The organism is Thioalkalivibrio sp., from assembly GCF_007692535.1.
In the GTDB taxonomy this organism is placed as follows: Bacteria; Pseudomonadota; Gammaproteobacteria; order Ectothiorhodospirales; family Ectothiorhodospiraceae; genus Thioalkalivibrio.
In genome coordinates this window covers 1-17,789 of the sequence record NZ_REBW01000191.1, presented here as the reverse complement: position 1 = coordinate 17,789, position 17,789 = coordinate 1, and the positions used below count along the sequence as shown (strand labels likewise).

Annotated in this window: 17 protein-coding genes; 4 read left to right on the top strand and 13 right to left on the bottom strand. The window is 66.8% G+C overall.

All coding sequences use genetic code 11. The features are described 5' to 3' along the window. The 3 genes from EA346_RS11300 to EA346_RS11290 form a co-directional block, all read right to left on the bottom strand. Positions 1–785 (bottom strand): NAD(P)/FAD-dependent oxidoreductase (locus tag EA346_RS11300; protein ID WP_296758616.1); only part of this gene is annotated, 785 nt, incomplete at its 3' end. Next, positions 782–1,891, bottom strand: a complete 1,110-nt coding sequence (locus tag EA346_RS11295) for a lipoate--protein ligase family protein (protein WP_296758615.1) — start codon at positions 1,889–1,891, stop codon at positions 782–784. The genes EA346_RS11295 and EA346_RS11300, both read right to left, overlap by 4 nt. Positions 1,892–1,894: 3 nt before the next feature. Continuing rightward, complete coding sequence (locus EA346_RS11290) at positions 1,895–3,067, bottom strand: radical SAM protein (RefSeq protein ID WP_296758613.1); 1,173 nt, start codon at positions 3,065–3,067, stop codon at positions 1,895–1,897. Between the two features lie 207 nt (positions 3,068–3,274). On the opposite strand from EA346_RS11290, the gene EA346_RS11285 reads away from it, so the two are divergent. Further along, complete coding sequence (locus tag EA346_RS11285; RefSeq protein WP_296758611.1) at positions 3,275–4,927, top strand: DUF116 domain-containing protein; 1,653 nt, start codon at positions 3,275–3,277, stop codon at positions 4,925–4,927. Positions 4,928–4,933: 6 nt separating this feature from the next. On the opposite strand, the gene EA346_RS11280 is transcribed toward EA346_RS11285, so the two are convergent. Continuing rightward, positions 4,934–5,713, bottom strand: a complete 780-nt coding sequence (locus EA346_RS11280) for an SDR family NAD(P)-dependent oxidoreductase (protein WP_296758624.1) — start codon at positions 5,711–5,713, stop codon at positions 4,934–4,936. A gap of 273 nt (positions 5,714–5,986) precedes the next feature. Here EA346_RS11280 and EA346_RS11275 point away from each other — a divergent pair, with 273 nt between their 5' ends. Both EA346_RS11275 and EA346_RS11270 read left to right on the top strand, forming a co-directional pair. Next, entirely contained in the window at positions 5,987–7,582 is a 1,596-nt protein-coding gene (locus EA346_RS11275; protein WP_296758610.1) for an ATP-binding protein, read from the top strand. Beyond that, on the top strand, positions 7,579–8,196 hold the full coding sequence (locus EA346_RS11270; protein ID WP_296758609.1) for a response regulator: 618 nt from the start codon (positions 7,579–7,581) through the stop codon (positions 8,194–8,196). The genes EA346_RS11275 and EA346_RS11270 overlap by 4 nt, the downstream gene beginning before the upstream one ends. 35 nt (positions 8,197–8,231) lie before the next feature. Here EA346_RS11270 and hpnE read toward each other — a convergent pair whose 3' ends face one another. The 9 genes from hpnE to EA346_RS11225 all read right to left on the bottom strand — a co-directional run bounded on the left by hpnE (position 8,232) and on the right by EA346_RS11225 (position 16,666). Further along, on the bottom strand, positions 8,232–9,602 hold the full coding sequence (gene hpnE, locus EA346_RS11265; RefSeq protein WP_296758621.1) for a hydroxysqualene dehydroxylase HpnE: 1,371 nt from the start codon (positions 9,600–9,602) through the stop codon (positions 8,232–8,234). Positions 9,603–9,613: 11 nt separating this feature from the next. Beyond that, complete coding sequence (hpnD, locus tag EA346_RS11260) at positions 9,614–10,459, bottom strand: presqualene diphosphate synthase HpnD (protein WP_296758607.1); 846 nt, start codon at positions 10,457–10,459, stop codon at positions 9,614–9,616. Between the two features lie 84 nt (positions 10,460–10,543). Beyond that, a complete protein-coding gene (gene hpnC, locus EA346_RS11255; protein WP_296758605.1) occupies positions 10,544–11,422 on the bottom strand; it encodes a squalene synthase HpnC in 879 nt (292 codons plus the stop codon). Beyond that, complete coding sequence (rmuC, locus tag EA346_RS11250; RefSeq protein WP_296758603.1) at positions 11,412–12,755, bottom strand: DNA recombination protein RmuC; 1,344 nt, start codon at positions 12,753–12,755, stop codon at positions 11,412–11,414. The genes hpnC and rmuC overlap by 11 nt, the downstream gene beginning before the upstream one ends. Further along, a complete protein-coding gene (locus tag EA346_RS11245; protein WP_296758601.1) occupies positions 12,740–13,429 on the bottom strand; it encodes an HAD-IA family hydrolase in 690 nt (229 codons plus the stop codon). The genes rmuC and EA346_RS11245 overlap by 16 nt, the downstream gene beginning before the upstream one ends. After that, entirely contained in the window at positions 13,426–14,172 is a 747-nt protein-coding gene (gene ubiG, locus EA346_RS11240; RefSeq protein WP_296758619.1) for a bifunctional 2-polyprenyl-6-hydroxyphenol methylase/3-demethylubiquinol 3-O-methyltransferase UbiG, read from the bottom strand. The genes EA346_RS11245 and ubiG overlap by 4 nt, the downstream gene beginning before the upstream one ends. A 16-nt stretch (positions 14,173–14,188) precedes the next feature. After that, on the bottom strand, positions 14,189–15,505 hold the full coding sequence (locus EA346_RS11235; protein ID WP_296758600.1) for a TRZ/ATZ family hydrolase: 1,317 nt from the start codon (positions 15,503–15,505) through the stop codon (positions 14,189–14,191). A 182-nt stretch (positions 15,506–15,687) separates the two neighbouring features. Then, complete coding sequence (locus EA346_RS11230) at positions 15,688–16,083, bottom strand: DoxX family protein (protein ID WP_296758598.1); 396 nt, start codon at positions 16,081–16,083, stop codon at positions 15,688–15,690. 103 nt (positions 16,084–16,186) lie between these two features. Next, positions 16,187–16,666: a YbhB/YbcL family Raf kinase inhibitor-like protein gene (locus tag EA346_RS11225; protein WP_296758596.1), complete on the bottom strand. Its 480-nt coding sequence runs from the start codon at positions 16,664–16,666 to the stop codon at positions 16,187–16,189. Positions 16,667–16,906: 240 nt separating this feature from the next. Here EA346_RS11225 and EA346_RS11220 point away from each other — a divergent pair, with 240 nt between their 5' ends. Beyond that, the gene (locus EA346_RS11220; RefSeq protein WP_296758595.1) at positions 16,907–17,566 is read left to right on the top strand and encodes an HAD family hydrolase; all 660 of its coding nucleotides are present in this window, start codon (positions 16,907–16,909) and stop codon (positions 17,564–17,566) included. Positions 17,567–17,789: the final 223 nt, after the last annotated feature.

Genomic DNA, 17,789 nt, shown 5'->3' with positions numbered 1-17,789 from the left:
TCGCCCACGAACACGATGCGGCCGTCATGCAGCCGCTCGCGGGGACCGCCGACTGGAATCGCGCCGCCGGTGCGCCGCGATATCTCGGGACCGACCTGTCCCTGTTCGATCAGTCGCTGGTGCAGCTGTTCGAGGGGACCCTTGAGATCCGGCTGTAATTGCGGATCGAGTCCGAGTCCGAGGTTGGCGACGTCGCCCCGGGGAAACAACCAGGCGTACCCACCGGGATAGTCGTCCGAGAGCCAGACGATCGTGTCGCCGAGCGGTTGTCTCAGCGGCACCGTGTATTGGCGCGTGATCACGGTCGCCAACGGGGCGAGCCCGAGCCAAGTGGCCACGGTCGAGTGCGGACCATCGGCAGCGACCAGCGCGCGGTAGCGGATGGCCTGCTCCTGCCCATTGCGGCGTATCGTGGCGATCCGCTCTGCGGGTTCCAGCGCCGTCAGGCGCGAGGCGGTCCAGAGTTCGGCGCCATGATCCTCCGCAGCGCGGGCAATCGCGCGGTCGAACTCGGCGCGATCGATCATCAGGCCGGGGAAGTCGCTGGCATGCGCCGCGCCCGAAGGAAGGATGCTCTGCATTCCGGTGATGGACTGCAGGCGTACCGGGTGGGTCCGGGCATAGGCGCCCATGGGGTTCGGGATGAATTCGGCACACTGCACCGGCTCGCCGATGACCTGCCGACGATCGACCGCGAGAACGTCCAGACCCCCCGCGGCGGCCTTGCCGGCGGCGCTGCCGCCACCCGGTCCCAGACCGACCACCAGCAGATCCAGCGATTTCATGACGGACGCTCGGTCGCTCCGCCGGCCGGAAACGCGACGGTGGTCTTCGCCAGGGCATTGCGCAGTACCGTCAGGAAGTCGTCGGGAGACAGCATCAGCATTTCCGCGGGGTTCCGGGCGAAGAAGTGCCGGATGTTGTTCTCCAGCTCCTGTACCGGCGTGTCGCGCAGGCTGGCCTCGAGATCGATCACGGTGCGCCCGGGCTTCACGAAGAAGTCCCCGGTGATCCAGACCTGCTTGATCCGGTCGCGGGCGTGGTCCAGCGCCAGGGCTGCCCGCATCAGGCCACCCGGAGACTTGTGCAGGCCCTCCAGCATGCCTGCCTCGGCAGCGGGCCGGTCGTGCTGATAGATCCACTCGGGGGTGTCCATTTCCCGTAGCGCCTCGGCAAACCTGGCTTCCTCCGTCGGATTCAGCGCGTCATCCCACTCCAGGTTCACGTCGAAGGCTTCGGCGAACGACGCGGCGAGTCGTTGCTGCACGGTCTCGAACGAAGGTAACTCGCCGAGCAGGTCCTTCAGGTTGGCAACCCGCTCCCGCGCCGAGGAGATGGCCTTGTCGGAGAGCTTCTCCGCCGGGATGCGCAGGACGCGCAGCATCCGCTCGACATCGAAGTCGATCAGCAGTGTCCCCTGGTACAGGATCGAGTCGCCGTCGAAAGCGCCACCGGTCCCGGAGACCTTGCGCCCGTCGACCTCGATGTCGTTGCGAGGCCGGAAGCGGGCATCGACGCCCAGGGCGCTGATGCCGCGGGCCGCCGCCTCGCAGATGCGTTGCGCAATGAGCGGCATCTCGGCGGTGCCGAGAAAGCGTTTGTCCAGGTATAACTCCCAGCCGATCTGCGTCTGGTCGAAATAGATCGCCCCGCCACCGGTGATGCGGCGCTGGATGTCGATACCCTGTTCCTGGCAGTAGTCCGCGCGCAGTTCCTGCTCGACACTTTGATGAAACCCGACCAGCGCGCAGGGGGTAAAGCGCAGGAAGCGCAGGGTATGTGGCGAGGCACCTTCCTGGTGGGCCTCCAGCAGTGCGCGGTTCAGCGCCAGGTTCTCGGCGGCGCGGCGCAGGCCGGTGTCGATGACGCGTAGGGTCTTGGGATCACGCATGTTTCATGACTCCACGAGATTGGGGGATGAGGATATCGCCGCAGGCGCGGCCACGACCGGAATGCCAAGGCCCCGGGTGGATGCCCTGCGCCGGACTTCTTCCTGGACGATGGTCTCCACATCCAGCTCCAGGCCGCTGGGTGCGTCGCCCAGCGCCATCACTTCGTCGCCGACAACGATCGAGCAGCATGCGGGGGTCACGCGGACGCGCCGCCCGAGACGGGCCGCGAGTTCCACCGCGCCGTCGGCCGGGTGGGCGATGCCGTCGAGGCCCGCCATCACCGCGTAGGTGTCGATCTGCATCCGGGCCTCGCCCGGCGGGCGCGCGCAGCCCAGGAGCAGAGGCGTGGTCGGCAGGGCGGCGCGGGCAGCGCGGAAGAAGTGTCCCACCTCTCTCGAATCCGGCGTGGCGAAGGGCTTTTTCTCGCTCGCGTAGAAGGGCATCACGACGACCAGGACCACGGCATCCGGAAGATGTCGCTGGATGATCTCCAGGGCCTTCCACTCGCCGAGCATCTGCCCGTAGTGAAGGCCGATGACGATGTGCGGCACGACCTTCATGCGGGTTCGTACCAGGCTCTCCAGCGTGGCCTCGAAATCCGCCACCGATCGGCGCAAGTGATAGACCCGGGTGATGGTCTCCTGGGCGCCGATGACGTCCATCATGGCCACGTCGACACCCGCCTGCTCCATGCTCAACGCCGCGTCGTCGTCGACGAGCGCTGCATGTGCCGCAATGCGGAACTGCGGAAATTCGTCCTTGATCCGCCGGATGGTGTCGTAATGCGGGGCGTATTCCACTTCGTTGCGGTGGTTCGAGCCGCCGGTGAGCAACATGCCCTGGGCTCCGTCCTCGATGATTTCGTTCACCACCCGCCACAGTTCCTCCGGAGTGCGGGCCGGAATCATCGGCTCGAGGATGCTGGCCTTGCAGTGGTCGCACTGCAGCTTGCAGTCCCCGCCGGTGATGGACACCGCCGGCCAGGCGTTCTTGCCGCAGGTCTTGAGCTCGGAGGTTTGATAGGACTTGAAGGTAGGCGTGTAGAAATGCACCGGGGGAATCGGCCGGTCCACGGGGCCATGCCAGTCCCGCTCAAGCGTCGAAACCAGATCGTGATGCAGGCGCAGGTCCTGCAATGGTTCGACTGCCTGGATCAGTTCACGCCAGTCCGTCATGTCGGCTCCTCCTGCAAAATGCGGATGCGATCGAATGCGGCGCATTCCCCGGATTCGATTCACGATGGCACGATCCTCGCACCGCTCGATGCACGCCTAGATGATCCAAATCAACCCAGCACAGGATTCGGGAATTTAGAGTGGGTGCCACAACACATCCCTGAACTGCAGCGACAGTCAACCAACGGCAGGGCCGAGGAGCCGAACATGACAGCAGCCGTCCTGGAGTCCCTGGAGCATCCACGATCGTTGTCCTGCCGCGTCTACGATGGGGGTCTGCGCTCCGCCCGTGAGAATGCCGCGCAGGATGCCGTGCTGCCGGCACTGGCGCCGGCGCTTCGCTTTTCCCGATACCCGGTCAGTGCCGTACTCGGCGCCCATGAGCGCGCGGGGATCGCCGTACGTGGCGAACACTGTCTTGAGCAGGGCATCGAGGTCGTGCGCCGTGCGACCGGCGGCGGCGCGCTGTATCTGGATCCTTCCCAGCTGTGGTGGTCTCTGGCGTTGCCCGTGAACCATTTAGGCGACGTCGGTCTCGCCCGGATCCTGCAAACGCACGGTGGCGCGATGGTGGCGGCGCTGCGGCAACTGGGCGTCGCCGCGCAGTTCGTGTTTCCCAACGACATCGAGGTTCAGGGGCGCAAGATCGGCAGCGGCTTTGCCGGACGCCTGGGCGACTGCATCCTGATCCAGGGCAGCCTGCTGGTCACTCCCCCCGATGCGGAATCGATGCTGAAGATCCTGCGGGTGCCGACCGAAAAGCTGTCTCGGGAGGGCGTGCTGAGCGCGCGGCAACGTCTCGTCAGCCTCGAGAACGTGACGGGATCCGCCACGGACCTTGCACGGATCCGCGAGGCTCTGTCGCAGGCATTCGCTGACGCCTTTGCGCTGCGTCTTGTTTCCGAGGCCACACGCGAGGCGCCGCCGACGGAGTGCTGCCCCGCGGTTGCCTTGGACGAGAAGCCGTCGGCCGATGCCATGAAGGCCTTCGTGAAGACCGGGGGCGGCGCAATCTACCTGGCCATCGAAGCCGATCCGCAGGGGCGGGTGGTGCAGGCCAACTTCAGCGGCGCAGTGCAGTTCGCTCCTTCAGATCTGTTCGCGCGCCTTGGCACGGGCCTGCGCGGACGCCTGCTTCAGGATTGCGGGAAGGCCCTGGTGCGGGCGCTTGGGGCCGTCCCCGGCGCCGACCTGCTGGGTTTCGGTGTCGGCGATCTCCAGCGCCTGGTCGCGCTTGTGACGGCCCGGCGTGAGCAGGGGGTTCGTTTCGGGCTGGACCGCGAACAAAGCAACACCCTGATCGTGCACAACCCTCACGGTGAAGACGCCACGGAGATCCTGGAGCGGGCCACGGTGATGCTGGTGCCTTACTGCGCCAAGCTCGCCGACTGCAAGTTCCGGTTCCGCGATGGTTGTTCGGAGTGCGGCAAGTGCGAGGTCGGCGACGCCTACGCGATGGCCCGGGAGCGGGGACTTCGCGTGGTCTCCATCACCAATTTCGAGCACCTGCAGGAGACCCTGGAGGGCATGCGCGCGGACGAGGTGCCGGCCTACGTCGGCATGTGCTGCGAGAGCTTCTACCTGAAACGCCACCATGCCTTTGAGGCCGCCGGCATTCCGGCCGTCCTCACCGACATCACCGGGGCAACCTGCTATGAACTGCGGGAGGAGGATCTGGCCTATGCGGGGCGCTTCCGGGCCGAGGCCCACCTGAAGCTCGACGTGGTTGAGAAGGTCATGCGCTTCGTGCCGCGCCTGCCCGGTGCGGGTGAAGACGTTCCTCAGGCGTCCGGGCCTGCTTTACACGCGGGTGCCGGTTCCGGGTCGGTCAGGCGGAAGCGAAAGGACGCAGGGACGTGACGGGGCTCAGGATGGCCCGGTCGCGTCTGCCTCCGGTACCGCGATCCTGCCCTCCAGGGAGATGTGCTGGCCGGTGATTGGCCCGGCGTCCGGTCCCAGCAGGTAGAGGTAGGGAGCGACCACCTGCTCCGGAGTCGGGAGCAGGGACGGGTTCTCGCCGGGATAGTGCAGGGCGCGGAAACGGGTGCGGACGGGACCGGTGTCGATGCCGTTGACGCGGATGAAGCCCTTCGGGCCCGAGTGTTCGAGGGACAGGATGTCGATCAGCGCGTCCTGACCCGCCTTGGCCACGCCGAAGGCGCCCCAGAATGCCTTGCGCGCGTTCTGGGTAGAGACCACGATCGAACCCTCGCCGCTGACCTCCAGCATGGGCAACACCGCCCGGGTCAGCAGGACCGGGCCGTTCAGGTTGGCGTTCATGACCTGTGCCCAGAGCTCGGGGTCGTAATACTTCATTGGGGTCAGACTTCCCGCCCAGCCCGCGTTCAGGACGAGTCCGTCCAGGCGCCCGAGAGACTCCAGGACGTTGTCCGCGAGATCCGCGTAGTCCTTGACGGTGGCCCCCTCGAAATTCAGCGGATAGATGGCGGGCTGTGGGTATCCCGCGGATTCGATGGCATCGTAGGCCTGTTCCAGGCCCTTGATGTCGCGGTCGAGCAGGATCACCGTGGCACCCGCAGCGGCAGCCGCCAGGCTGACCGCCTTTCCGATGCCTTCGGCGGCGCCGGTGACCAGCATGACACGCCCGGCGAGACTGTCCGGCTCCGGGCGATAGTCGAGCAGCATCTGAGGGTCCAGTTGGGGCAATGGAGGATCTCCGGGGAATCGACATCCCATTCTAGCCAGTTTGCCCGCCTGCTTCGAGGCCCGCCGTCCGCCCCGCACTTGTTTCCGGGTCGTATTCTGTCTAACTTCAATGGAAGCCGGGCCTCGAGCGGGTGCGGCCCCAGTCGCCCAACGTCACCGGGTCCCCACGACCCTTCGGCGTCCCCCTCCCGAGGCTCGTGCTCGGCGCATTTTTCGGCCCCTGAGTGGCCCACTACCTGAACCGACACGCCTATGGCCCAGAATACTACCGAATCCGTCGAGTCCCAGGCTGCGGCCGGGGCTGGCCCTGAGGGGGGTGCTTACGGCCAGCGCGGCGCAGAGAGCCTCGAGAATCTTTTCACGCAGCTTTGCGACTGGTCTCCGATCGGTTACGCAGTCTTCGACATCGACGGCCGATTCATCGAGATGAACGAGGCGGGCGCGCGATTGCTCGGTGAACGATCGCGTTCCGAGTGGATGGGTGAATCTCTGGGCCCACTGCTGGAGCCCACCCAAAGCGAGCGCGTACTGCGGCATCTGCAGGAGGCTTGTGACGGGAGCGGGGAGTCACGGGAGCAACCCTGTGTCGTCAATGTCTTTCTGCCGGGTGAACAGGGTGGCCCGCGACGCTTGCAGTTCTTTTCGAGGCCGCATCCCGCCGGTGGGGGTCGCCTCTGCCTGACGGCCTTCCAGGATATCAGCGCGGAGGCTCGGCGGCGGGAGAGCGAGCGCCAGCGCCAGGCGGTGCTCGACGCCCTGTCTGCGCACATCGCGGTACTGGACGCCACGGGGCGGATCACCGCCGTCAACGCGGCGTGGCGACGTTTTGCTCGCGGCAATGGTGCCTCACGGGAGCTCGAAACCGGGATTGGCCTGAATTACATTGACGCCTGTTGCGACGTCTCAGCGGAAGATCCCGATCGACTGGCCCAGCGATCAGCCGAGGGCATTCAGGCCGTGATCAACGGTGACCTGGCTCACTTCACGTTGGAATATCCCTGTCACTCCGCCCAGCGCCAGCGCTGGTACCTGATGAGCGTGACCCCCCTGGGGCTGGAATTCGGCGGGGTTGTGGTTGTGCACATGGATATCAGCGAGCGTGTGCGTAACGAGCAGGAGAGCCGCCGACGGCGCGAGGAGGTGGCGCATGCGTCGCGGCTCAGTTCGGTGACGGTGCTGGCGGCGTCGCTGGTGCATGAACTCTCGCAGCCGCTGGCGGCCGCACAGCTCTATGCCGAGGCCGCCGTTGTGTTGGGGCAGCAGGAGCCCCTGAACCAGATGCAACTGCTCTCGGTCGTCGGGGACATGCGTGGCCAGGTCGATCGCGCGACCCAAATTGTCGACGGACTACGCCGGTTCATGCGCCGTGGAGAGAGCAAGAAAGAGTCCAGCCGACTGGAGGAGCGCATTCACGAGGCAGTGACTCTCGTCGCTCCGCTGGCCCGCCGCAAGCGGGTCCGGCTGAAGCTGGATCTGGTCAGTGAGCCGGTGATCGTGCGGGCAAACGCGCTGCAGATCGAGCAGGTTCTTGTGAACCTTCTGTGCAACGCGATCGAGGCGATGGACCTCGCCGACTCTCCCGTACGCAACATCCGCGTCGGACTCGAGCGCCTGCCGGAACAGGCCCAGGTCACGGTTGCCGATACCGGGCCGGGGCTGGACCCGGAGTGGGGCCCGCGTATTTTCGAGGTGTTGGAGACCAGGAAGGAGAGTGGAATGGGGATGGGGCTCGCGATCAGCCGAACCATCGTCGAGGCGCACGGTGGCAGAATCTGGGTGGAATCGGGGTCTGGCGGAACCGTGTTGTGTTTCACATTGCCCCTGCATCAGGAGAGTAACCCGGCGTGAAAGAGTCGCCGGTCGTGATGCTTCTCGATGACGATCCGGGCGTGCTCCGTTCCCTGTCCCTGGCGCTGAGCCTGGCGGGTTACCAGATCGAGGCCTACGCGACGGCGGAGGATTTGCTGAGGGGTCTGGATCCGTCGCGACCAGGCTGCCTGGTTCTCGATCTGCGCATGCCCGGCATGGACGGTCTCGAGGTGCAGCAGGCGCTCAGCGACCGGGGCTGTTCGCTACCCGTTATTTTCATGTCCGCCTTCGGCGACATCCCCACCACCGTGCGTGCGCTGAAGGCCGGCGCCATCGATTTCCTGGAGAAACCCTTCTCCACGGAGAGCCTGATCGCCCGGATCGAGGAGGCCATCGAAACCGATCGACGGCAACGCGCGCAAAAGGTTCTCCGCCAGACGATCATCGAAAGGGCTGGCCATCTGACCGGACGGGAGATGGAGGTCATGCAGCTCGTGACTGCGGGGTTGAGCAACAAGGACATCGCGCGCCAGCTCGAGATCAGTCCCCGCACGGTGGAGAAATATCGGGCCCGGGTGATGGAGAAGATGCACGCGGACAGTATCGCGGATCTCTGCCAGATGGTTGCCGCGAGTTCGGGGCTCGGAAACTAGTACGCTGTCCGCGCACCCGACACCGGTTCGGGAAGTCAACGCGCCCCGCCCCGGCCGGCATCCTGGAGAATGGCCGTTGCCGCCTGCAGGCCGCCCTGAACCGCGGCCTCCAGCGTCGACGGGAGCCCGCGCGCGCAATGGTCACCCGCGAGGTAGAGTCCACTCATCCCGGTGCGGACGTCCGGGCGCAGCTCGTCGATGCCGGCACGGGCATCGAAGGTCGCTGATGGCTCACAAACGACCCGGCCAAAATCCGCATTGCCCAGCCCAGGGAAGGTCGCCTCGAGTTCACGGGCCACCTGTTGCCAGCGGCTCCGGGCGTCGGATGCCGGGTACATCTCCGCGGCTGAGATCACCACCGCGGCCCAGTGCGGTTCCCCGTTCAGATGGCGGGGAAGCAGCCATTGACCGTGCTGGCCGAGCAGCCCGGTGAGGGGAGGCAGGTCAACCAGGGGCTTCGGATAGCGCAGGTAGACCGTGCAGATGCTTCTCGCGCCGAGCGCCGACAGCGCTCGCCGGGTCGGGGCAAGGGCGTCCGATACAGGCAACAGACGTTCTGCTGCGCGCGGCGCAGTGGCCAGGATCACCTGGCCTGCGTGGAGCCGGTCTCCGCCGCGCAGGCCCAGTTCGAATCCACCCTGCGCACGGGGCGCAATCCCCGTCACTCGCGTCGACATGCGCACTTCGGCTCCCGAGGCACGCAGCGAGGCAAGGGCAGGTTCCGGAAACAGTGCTCCCAGGGGCAGGCGGGGAATCAGCAGGCGGGCGTCCCGCTCGCTTCCCCGCAGGGTCTGCTGCAGGACACTCTGGAAAATCTTCGCCGACGCCTCGGCAACGGGCGTGTTCATCACGGCCAGGCAGAGGGGTTCCCAGAGCCGTGCGATCAGCGCCGGCGGCTGGTGCCCGCGCCGCAGCCACGCTGCCACCGGCAGGTCTGCGTCCGGGGCCTGCGCGAGCATCCGCGCCGCGCCGAGCATGGCCTTCAGGCGCCGCGACGGCTTCTCACCGCCCAAGGCCCGGTACAGGCTCGTCGCAAGGTGCCAGGGGCGCGTCGAGCGCGGCGACAGTGAGAAGCCACGGGTGCCGCCCTCGGCCAGAAGTTCGCGGAGCGGGAGGGCAAAGGGAAGGACGTGCAGTGCGACCTCCGGATCCACCCCCACTGCGCGCATCTGCGCCAGCACCTGCCTGCAGGCGCCGACCAGGATGTGCTGCCCGTTGTCCAGATGAGCGCCGTCCAGATCGAGGCTGCGGCCCCTGCCGCCGGGGTTGGCGGCGGCCTCGATCAGCACCACGGGCCGGCCAGCGCGAACCAGCTCCAGCGCCGCGGCCAGTCCGGCCCAGCCGGCGCCGATCACCGCCACGGGGTCTTCGTCGGCGAGCGGCTGGCGCACGGAGCCCGCCGCCATCGAAGTCTGGTTCACCGGGGCTTCTTGGTGCTGCGCGCGGTACGCCAGGCGATCCATAGCTTGCGCAGCGGGGTCAGGTGCACGCGGTGCTCAAGAACGCGGAAGCCATCCCGCTCGATTTCCTCCAGCAGGGCCCGATAGATCGCCGCCATGATCAACCCCGTTCGCTGGGCGTATCGGTCCTCTGCGGGCAGATGTGCGTCCGCCTTCACGTAGTAGTCCCGGGCGCGCGCCGCCTGGAACGAGAACAGCTCGCGATGCGCGTCCCGCGTAATGTTGACGCGGAAGTCCTCGGCCTTGACGCCGAAGCGTTCGAGTTCGTCCAGCGGAATGTAGACACGTCCCCGCATGGCGTCTTCGTGGACGTCGCGCAGGATGTTCGTGAGTTGCAGGGCCATGCCCAGGTCGTGGGCGTATTTCAGGGTTCGCCGGTCCGAGAAGCCGAAGATCCGGGCCGATAGCAGGCCGACAACACTCGCGGCCCGGTAGCAGTAAAGGGACAGGGTGGCGAAGTCGGGGTAGGCGTCATAGTCGAGGTCCATCTGCATGCCGTCGATGATCTCCTCGAAATACTCCCTGGAGAGGTCGAAGGTCTCGACGTGGGGCGCAAGCGCCTGGGTGATCGGATGCCGGGGACGCCCCTCGAACAGGAGCCCGATCTCCTCGCGCCACCAGTCCAGCTTTGCATGGGCGACCGCAGGCTCGCGGCACTCGTCGACGACGTCATCGACCTCGCGACAGAAGGCGTACAGGGCGATGATGGCGCGACGCCGTTGCGGGTCGAGGAAACGAAAGGCGTAGTAGAAGCTGGAACCGCTGCGGGCGGCCTTTTGCTGGCAATATTCGTCGGGTGACATAGGGGTTGGGTAGGGCTCGCGTCCGGAACCGAACCTTAGCACAGGCTATTGCGACTGGGCTGAGTCTGATGCCATGGGAAGCGTTCAGGCGCGCCGGCTGCGGGCACGCCCGGGCACGAGACTGCGCCCGAGCACCAGCAGCCAGTCGACCTTGCGCAGGCGCGGGCGGGCGAAGACGTCGGGCTGTTGCCGCAGCCGCCACAGGATGCGCGCACCACCCTGGATGATGGTGCGGATTTCCAATCCCAGCCGCCCGCGCAGGGCGCGGCCCAGCGGCGCACCGGCGCGGAGCAGGCGGTCCGCGCGCTGATACTGGAACTGCATCAGGTTGCGCATGCGAAAGTCGCTGACCCGATCACGGAAGTGCGCTTCGGTGACACCGTAGGCGGCGATCTCATCCGCAGGGATATAGATGCGCCCGTGTTCGGCATAGTCCTGGTACAGGTCCTGGTGAAAGTTGATCAGTTGCAGCGCCGAGCAGACGGCGTCGGAACAGGCGAGGTTGTCGGGACTGGCTTCGTCCGCCAGGTGCAGAAGGAGCCGGCCGACCGGGTTGGCCGAGCGCCTGCAGTAGGCCATGACTTCGCCGAAGTTCGCGTAGCGGGTCTTGTCCAGATCCTGGATGAAGGCGTCGGCGAGGTCGGTCAGGGGCTCGAGGGGGAGTCCGAAGTGACGGATGGTATCGGCAAGTGCCCGCCATTCGGGCTCCGCCTCCCGGTCAGGGTCTCCGAGTGACCGCACTCGCGCCTGCAGGGCTTCCAGCGCCCGGCGCCGTTCGGCCACCGGGCGCGGGTCCTCGTCCGCGAGATCGTCCGCATCCCGGGCATAGCAGTAGATCGCCGCTACCGGTCCGCGCAGCCGGCGCGGCAGCAGGTGCGAGGCCACCGGGAAATTCTCGTAATGCCCGGCGGCCCGGCGCAGGCAGTGCGAGTAGGCTGCGGTAGTCGCGGGGTCAGGAGACATCGCTGGCCGGTCGGCTGTCTGCCTCGGGCATCCCGGCAGCGGCGCCGGGTTCGGCCGGCGTCGAGGGTTTGCGCAGGGGGACATCGACGGCCGGTGGGACCTCTGGCTGCTTGCGCGCCCGGATCCCCAATTCCTCGAAACGCCGTGCACTGGGCATGACCTGTCGCTCCAGGTTGCCGACTGTGGCGTTGAAGGCCTCGGCCCCCTGTTCCAGCGCCCGGCCCAGGCGCGTCAGGTGTTCGGTGAAGCTGCCGAGGCGGGTGGTCAGTTCCGAACCAAGATCGCGGATCTCCAGCGCATGCGCCGTGAGCCGCGCCTGCTGCCAGCCGTATTCGACGGCCCGCAGCAGGGCGATCAGCGTACTCGGCGTGGCGAGCAGGACCTGCCGTTCCAGGGCCTGTTCCAGCAGGGAGGGGTCCTGCTCCAGTGCGCTGGCCAGAAACTGGTCCCCCGGGAGAAACAGCACGCTGAACTCCGGAGTGTGCTCGAGCCCCGCCCAGTAGCGCTTGCCGGAGAGTTCGATCACCCGCGCCCGCAGTTGCTGCGCGTGGCGTTTCAGCGCGGCATTGCGCGCCTCGGGCTCGGTCGCATCCACCGCGGTGAGATAGGCGTCGAGCGGCGTCTTGGCATCGACCACCAGGGCCCGCTGCCCTGGCATGTGCACGACCATGTCCGGGCGTTGCCGCCCCTGCTCACCGGTCAGCGCGGCCTGTTCGGTGAAGTCGCAGTGCGCACTCATGCCGGCGAGTTCCACCGCGCGGCGCAGGGTCAGTTCGCCCCAGCGGCCGCGGACGCCGGGTCGCGAAAGCGCCTGCACCAGGCTGCGGGTCTCCTTCTGCAGCTCGCCGTGGTCGGCGCTCAGGCGGCGCAACTGCTCGTTCAGCGCGGCGAAGGCGGTGTCCCGCGACTTCTCCATCGACTGCAGTTCGGCCTCGGTCTTGGCCAGGGTGTCGCGGATCGGCTTGACCAGGTCCTCGAACCGGTTCTCGCTGCGGCTCAACTCGTGCTGCCCGCGCAGCAGCTGCTGGTTCAGTACTGACTGGGCGAGACGCAGGAACTGCGTGTTGTTGGCGCGAAGGGCGTTGTTCGCAAGGGCGGAAAAGGCGTTGCCCAACTGCTCCCGCGCACTGTCGAAGCTGGCGTGCAGGTCTTCGCGGCGCAGTTCCGCATAGTCGCGTTCGGCTTCGAGGCGGGCGTTCTCTGCCATCAGCACCTGTACACGGGTGTTGAGCCGGCCGCTGGCCCAGGCGTGCCCGATGCCGATTCCGAGCACCAGGAGGGCGGCCCCGAAGGCCCAGACCAGCCCGGGGACGGCACTCAGCTCGCCAGGCATCGGCGCACGCCGGCCAGCGAGTCCAGCCAGGGCCAGAAGTCAGCGGGCGCCTGGAGGCGGGCATCGGCCTGCCAGGCCGCGGGATTCTCGCTGGCATCGATGTAGCCCCAGTCCGCGACCAGCGTGCGCATCCCCGCGGCCCGCCCGGCGGCGATGTCGCGCTCGGCATCGCCGATGTACACGAACCGGTCAGGCCGGGCTCCTGCCTGTTTCGCCGCCAGCCACATCGGCTCCGGCGCCGGCTTGCGCTGGGGCAGGGTGTCGCCGCTGACGATGGTCGCCAGACGCGGGGTCAGGCCCAGCGCGTCGAGCAGCGGCTTGGTCAGCCAGCTGGGTTTGTTGGTCACCACGCCAAGGCGGAGGTCGCGTGCCTCCATCTCGGCGAGCAGGTCGGGAAGGCCGGGAAACAGCGCCGTGGTCAGGCACAGGTTGTCGGCGTAAATTTCCAGGTAGCGCCGTTTCAAGGTCTCCCGCAGGACCGGGTCGGCGTCCGGGAACCCGAGCCGGACCAGGGCATTGGATCCATTCGACACATGATCCCGAACCGCGGCAAAGGCAAGCGGATCCCGGCCATGCTCGAGCATCAGCCGGTCGAGTGCTCCGTGCATGTCCGGTGCCGTGTCCAGGAGGGTCCCGTCGAGATCGAACAGGACGCCGTGCAGCGACCCGCTCATAAAGCCCGGCTCGTGTCCGGATCGGCCCACTCGGCGTACAACAGATAGTTCACCGCCACGGAGGGGGTCAGGCGGTACCTGCGGGTCAGCGGCGAATAGGTCAGTCCGCGCAGTTGCCGGAGTTCCAGGCCCTGCCCGCGCAGGCTGGCGCCCAGCTCGGAGGGCCGGATGAACCGCGCATATTCATGGGTTCCCCGGGGCAGCAGCCGCAGCAGGTACTCGGCGCCGATGATGGCCTCGGCGAAGGCGCGCGGCGTGCGGTTGATCGTGGACAGGAACAGTTTCCCGCCGGGGGCCAGCAAACGCGCGAGGGCCGATACCACCGAATCCGGATCCGGCACGTGCTCCAGCATCTCCATGCAGGTGATCACGTCGAATGCGCCGGCATTCCGTTCGGCGAAATCCTCGGCGGTTGTCCGCAGGTAGTCGACCTCGACACCGGATTCGACGGCATGGGCACGCGCCATCTCCAGGTGCTCGGCGCCGGCATCGATGCCGGTCACGCTGGCGCCGCGCAATGCCATGGCCTCGCTCAGGATTCCTGCGCCACAGCCCACGTCCAGGACCTTCTTGCCGCGCAGCCGCGCGTGTTCGTCGATCCAGTTCAGGCGCAGCGGATTGATGGCGTGCAGCGTCGCGAACGGCCCCGTGGGATCCCACCATTCGTCGGCGAGGGACGTGAACTTGGCCACCTCGGCTGCATCGACGTTCGGGGGGGCAGGTTCTCTTCCCGGCGTAGTCATGAGCATTCGCTTCCGTTCAATGGGCCGCCTGTACGCGTTCTTGCCAGGCTCCGGCCAGGTTCGTGAGTTCGTCCATATCGAGCGTAAGCAGTTCACGGCCGCGGAGCAACGGCCGTCCGCCGACGAAGACGTCGGTGACCGCGTCGCGGGTCGCGGCGTAGACGATCTGCGCGTGCGGGTCATGGGCGGGCTGGAATTCGAGGCTGCCGAGGTCGATGGCGATCAGGTCGCCGAGCTTGCCTGGCTCCAGCGACCCGACCTGTTCCTCCAGGCCCAGTGCCCGGGCGCCGTTGAGGGTCGCCATCTCCAGTGCCTGGGCCGCGCCGACTGCCGCGGCGTTACCGCTCACACCCTTGGCCAGCAGCGCCGCCGTGCGCATCTCGCCGAGCATGTCCAGATCGTTGTTGGAGGCCACGCCATCGGTGCCGAGGGCGACGTTCACCCCGTTCTCCAGCAAGCGCGCCACCGGGCAGAAGCCTGACGCGAGTTTCAGGTTGGATTCCGGACAATGCACGACCGAAACCTGCGTCCGCGGCAACGACTCGTGCTCGGATTCATCCAGTTGCGTCATGTGCACAGCGGCAAACGGGCGCTCCAGGAGTCCGAGGCGAGCGAGGCGCGCCAGCGGGCGTTCGCCCTTTTCGCTGAGGCCGTTGGCGACCTCGTGCGCCGTTTCGTGCACGTGCATGTGCACCGGCACGTCCATCGCCTCGGCACGGCGCGCGATCTCCCGCAGGCTGTCGTCGCCCACGGTATAGGGCGCGTGCGGTGCGACCGCAAAGCGGATCCGCTCGTGACCCTGCCAGGCGGCCGCAAGGTCGGCGCCCTTGCTGAAGTACTCGCTGGTCGTGCTGGCCCATGGCGTCGGAAAGTCGATCACGGTCAGCCCCAGCACGGCGCGGATGCCGCTCTGGTCCACCACCCGGGCGGTCTCCTCCGGAAAGAGATACATGTCGTTGAAACAGGTCGTGCCGCCGCGGATCATCTCGGCCACCGCGAGTTGGCTGCCCGCCTGCACGAAGTCCGGGGACAGCAGGCGGCCTTCGGCGGGCCACACGTGTTCCTGCAGCCACTGCATCAGCGGCAGGTCGCCGCCAACGCCGCGCAGCAGGGTCATGGCGGCGTGCGTATGGGCATTCACGAGGCCCGGCAGGAGCGCGTGGCGGGGGAAATCCTGGTGTTCCGCGCCGGGGTGGCGGGCGAGGGCATCGGCGCTCGGAAGGATTTCAACGATCCGCTGGCCGCGCAGGACGACCGCATGGTCTGCCAGTATCGTGCCCCGGGGCACCATCGGCAGGACCCAGCGCGCGGTGAGGATCAGCGTTCCTGCCATCGTTCAGACCCCAGATTTTGTCGCCCTCCTCCGGAATTCGGTGGAGCATCGCATTGCCCGCGGAAGTTTACCCCTTGCGGGAAGCCCGGAAAAATGCGGCGCCCGCCTGTGGGTGCTTGCAGGCGCGGATAGGGTACAGGGGTCGGGGCCGCCGCGGCGCGTTGCCGGGCAGCCCCGCAACCTCAGCGCCCGTTGAGGCTGATGCGTCCCGGGCCGCTCAGCGCGATCGCGATACTGGCGAGCAGGAACATGCCCTGCAGTTCCAGCTGCCAGCCGCCGTGGGCGGTGAGTTCGAAAATCTCGTGGGAATGCGCGAGGGTGAAGGCAAAGGCCATGGTGATCGCCGTCAGGATCGCGCCGATGCGCGCATGCCAGCCGACGATGATCAGGAGCGGCGCCAGGACTTCGCCGACATAAACCCCATACGCAATCTCCGCCGGCAGGCCTGCATTCACGACCATGGACTCGATACCGTCGATGCCGTGCATCACCTTGTTGATGCCGTGCATCAGGAACAGGACGCCGAAGCCAACGCGAAAGATGAGCTTGCCGATGTCGTCGAGAAGCGGTGAATTCATGGACCTGTCTCCGTGGAAAGCCCTTGGTAGCGCGGTTGTCGAGATTTGCCGCGCAAGTCTGCACCGGTCAACGGGTATTTGCCAATGGGGGCGAGGCGGTCGGTCAGCTGCGCGCGTAGGTGCCCACGAGCCGGTTCATGCCGATCAGTGACGGTTCGACCCGCTTGAGCAGGTCCAGCTGCGTCAGGCCCGAAGGCAGTTGCGGCGCGTGGCGAAGGGCCAGAAGCCAGAAGAAGTAGTGGTGCGTGCCGTGGCCGGGCGGCGGCATCGGCCCGCCGTAGCCAGTCCGGCCAAAATCGTTCTTGCCGGCGGTGAAGTCCGCCACCCCCTCGGGCAGACCGGTCTCGGTGCCGGGGATGTTGTATAGCAGCCAGTGAACAAAGCCATACGTGCCGCGCACGGATACCAGCGGGGCATCCGGGTCGTGGCAGATCAAGGCGAAGGAACGGGTCCCTTCGGGCACCTGCTTCCAGGCGAGTTCGGGTGACAGGTCTTCTCCCTCACCGGTGTGCCGGGCAGGTATCGCCGCACCTTGCGTGAAGGCGGGGCTGGTCAGCTGTAGGTCGGACAACGCAAAACCCATGTCTGTCTCCTCGTGGTGTGTTGGTTCGGTGTGTACGCCGTTGGCTTCCATGTCTACTCTAGACAGTGGAAGGACCGCCTGCAGCGAGGAGGTGCAGCCTGGGGCGTCGGTCTGCGGCAGAGCCCAGGGTGGGTGAGGGTTGAGTGCATCGCCCGAATGGGCGGCGCTGGCAGCCTAAGTCCGACAGGCTGCTTGGGCGGCCGGCGATTCCCGGGGACCGCTGAATGCGGGAGGGCGGCGATGAGCAATGTGCGTGCGGTGATCCTGGACCTCGATGGTACGTTGCTGTGCAGCAACGACGCTCACGCGCAGGCGTTTCTGGAGGCGGGCCGCGAGATGGGCGTGAATGTCGACTTCGACGCCATACGGAGGTTGATTGGGAAAGGCGGCGACAAGCTGATCCCGGAGGCCTTTGGGTTTTCCAGCGAGAGTGAGCCAGGGCAGCGGCTGAGCACGCGAAAAAAAGAGATCTTCATGGCCCGTTATCTCGACCAGCTCGCGCCGACCCCCGGGGCCCGCGATTTATTGCTGCGTCTACGGGACGAAGGCATCCGGCGGGTGCTGGCAACCTCCTCGGGCGAGTCCTCGGTGAATCGGCTGCTGAAACAGGCCGGCGTCGAGGATCTGATCGAGGAGGCCGCGTCCTCGAGTGACGTCCAGGCCTCGAAGCCCGATCCGGACATCGTCAAGGTTGCAATGGAGAAGTTGGGGGTTCCCGCCGAGCAGGTGGTGATGCTCGGCGATACTCCCTATGACGTGGAGGCCGCGGCACGTGCCGGAATTCGCCTGATCGCCCTGCGCAGCGGCGGTTGGAGCGATCGGGAGTTGCGGGGTGCAGCCGCGATCTACGACGATCCCGCTGATTTGCTGGAGCACTATGAAGCCTCGCTCCTCGGGTAGCGGATCTGAGGGCCGGGGGGTCGGACCAAGCCAAGTATCTGTATCAATTCGAAAAACAGTCCGAAAACGGCGTGAAAAAGGCGCCTGGAGGGGTGTTTTCTGTGCCCGAATTGGCCCTTCAGGTTTGTGGGGTGCCATGCTGGAATGTGAGACTGGACCCCGCTAACGTTCATGCCGTCGTGGGGTGCGGCACCCCTGATGATGAAAAGCCGCAAACTGTAGG

What these genes read in the sequence shown, in the direction of transcription:
- EA346_RS11295 (WP_296758615.1), bottom strand. Translation starts at nt 1,891, where the DNA reads ATGCGTGATCCCAAGACCCTACGCGTCATCGACACCGGCCTGCGCCGC.
- EA346_RS11290 (WP_296758613.1), bottom strand. Translation starts at nt 3,067, where the DNA reads ATGACGGACTGGCGTGAACTGATCCAGGCAGTCGAACCATTGCAGGAC.
- EA346_RS11285 (WP_296758611.1), top strand. Translation starts at nt 3,275, where the DNA reads ATGACAGCAGCCGTCCTGGAGTCCCTGGAGCATCCACGATCGTTGTCC.
- EA346_RS11280 (WP_296758624.1), bottom strand. Translation starts at nt 5,713, where the DNA reads ATGCTGCTCGACTATCGCCCGGAGCCGGACAGTCTCGCCGGGCGTGTC.
- EA346_RS11275 (WP_296758610.1), top strand. Translation starts at nt 5,987, where the DNA reads ATGGCCCAGAATACTACCGAATCCGTCGAGTCCCAGGCTGCGGCCGGG.
- hpnE (WP_296758621.1), bottom strand. Translation starts at nt 9,602, where the DNA reads ATGGCGGCGGGCTCCGTGCGCCAGCCGCTCGCCGACGAAGACCCCGTG.
- hpnD (WP_296758607.1), bottom strand. Translation starts at nt 10,459, where the DNA reads ATGTCACCCGACGAATATTGCCAGCAAAAGGCCGCCCGCAGCGGTTCC.
- hpnC (WP_296758605.1), bottom strand. Translation starts at nt 11,422, where the DNA reads ATGTCTCCTGACCCCGCGACTACCGCAGCCTACTCGCACTGCCTGCGC.
- rmuC (WP_296758603.1), bottom strand. Translation starts at nt 12,755, where the DNA reads ATGCCTGGCGAGCTGAGTGCCGTCCCCGGGCTGGTCTGGGCCTTCGGG.
- EA346_RS11245 (WP_296758601.1), bottom strand. Translation starts at nt 13,429, where the DNA reads ATGAGCGGGTCGCTGCACGGCGTCCTGTTCGATCTCGACGGGACCCTC.
- ubiG (WP_296758619.1), bottom strand. Translation starts at nt 14,172, where the DNA reads ATGACTACGCCGGGAAGAGAACCTGCCCCCCCGAACGTCGATGCAGCC.
- EA346_RS11235 (WP_296758600.1), bottom strand. Translation starts at nt 15,505, where the DNA reads ATGGCAGGAACGCTGATCCTCACCGCGCGCTGGGTCCTGCCGATGGTG.
- EA346_RS11230 (WP_296758598.1), bottom strand. Translation starts at nt 16,083, where the DNA reads ATGAATTCACCGCTTCTCGACGACATCGGCAAGCTCATCTTTCGCGTT.
- EA346_RS11225 (WP_296758596.1), bottom strand. Translation starts at nt 16,666, where the DNA reads ATGGGTTTTGCGTTGTCCGACCTACAGCTGACCAGCCCCGCCTTCACG.
- EA346_RS11220 (WP_296758595.1), top strand. Translation starts at nt 16,907, where the DNA reads ATGAGCAATGTGCGTGCGGTGATCCTGGACCTCGATGGTACGTTGCTG.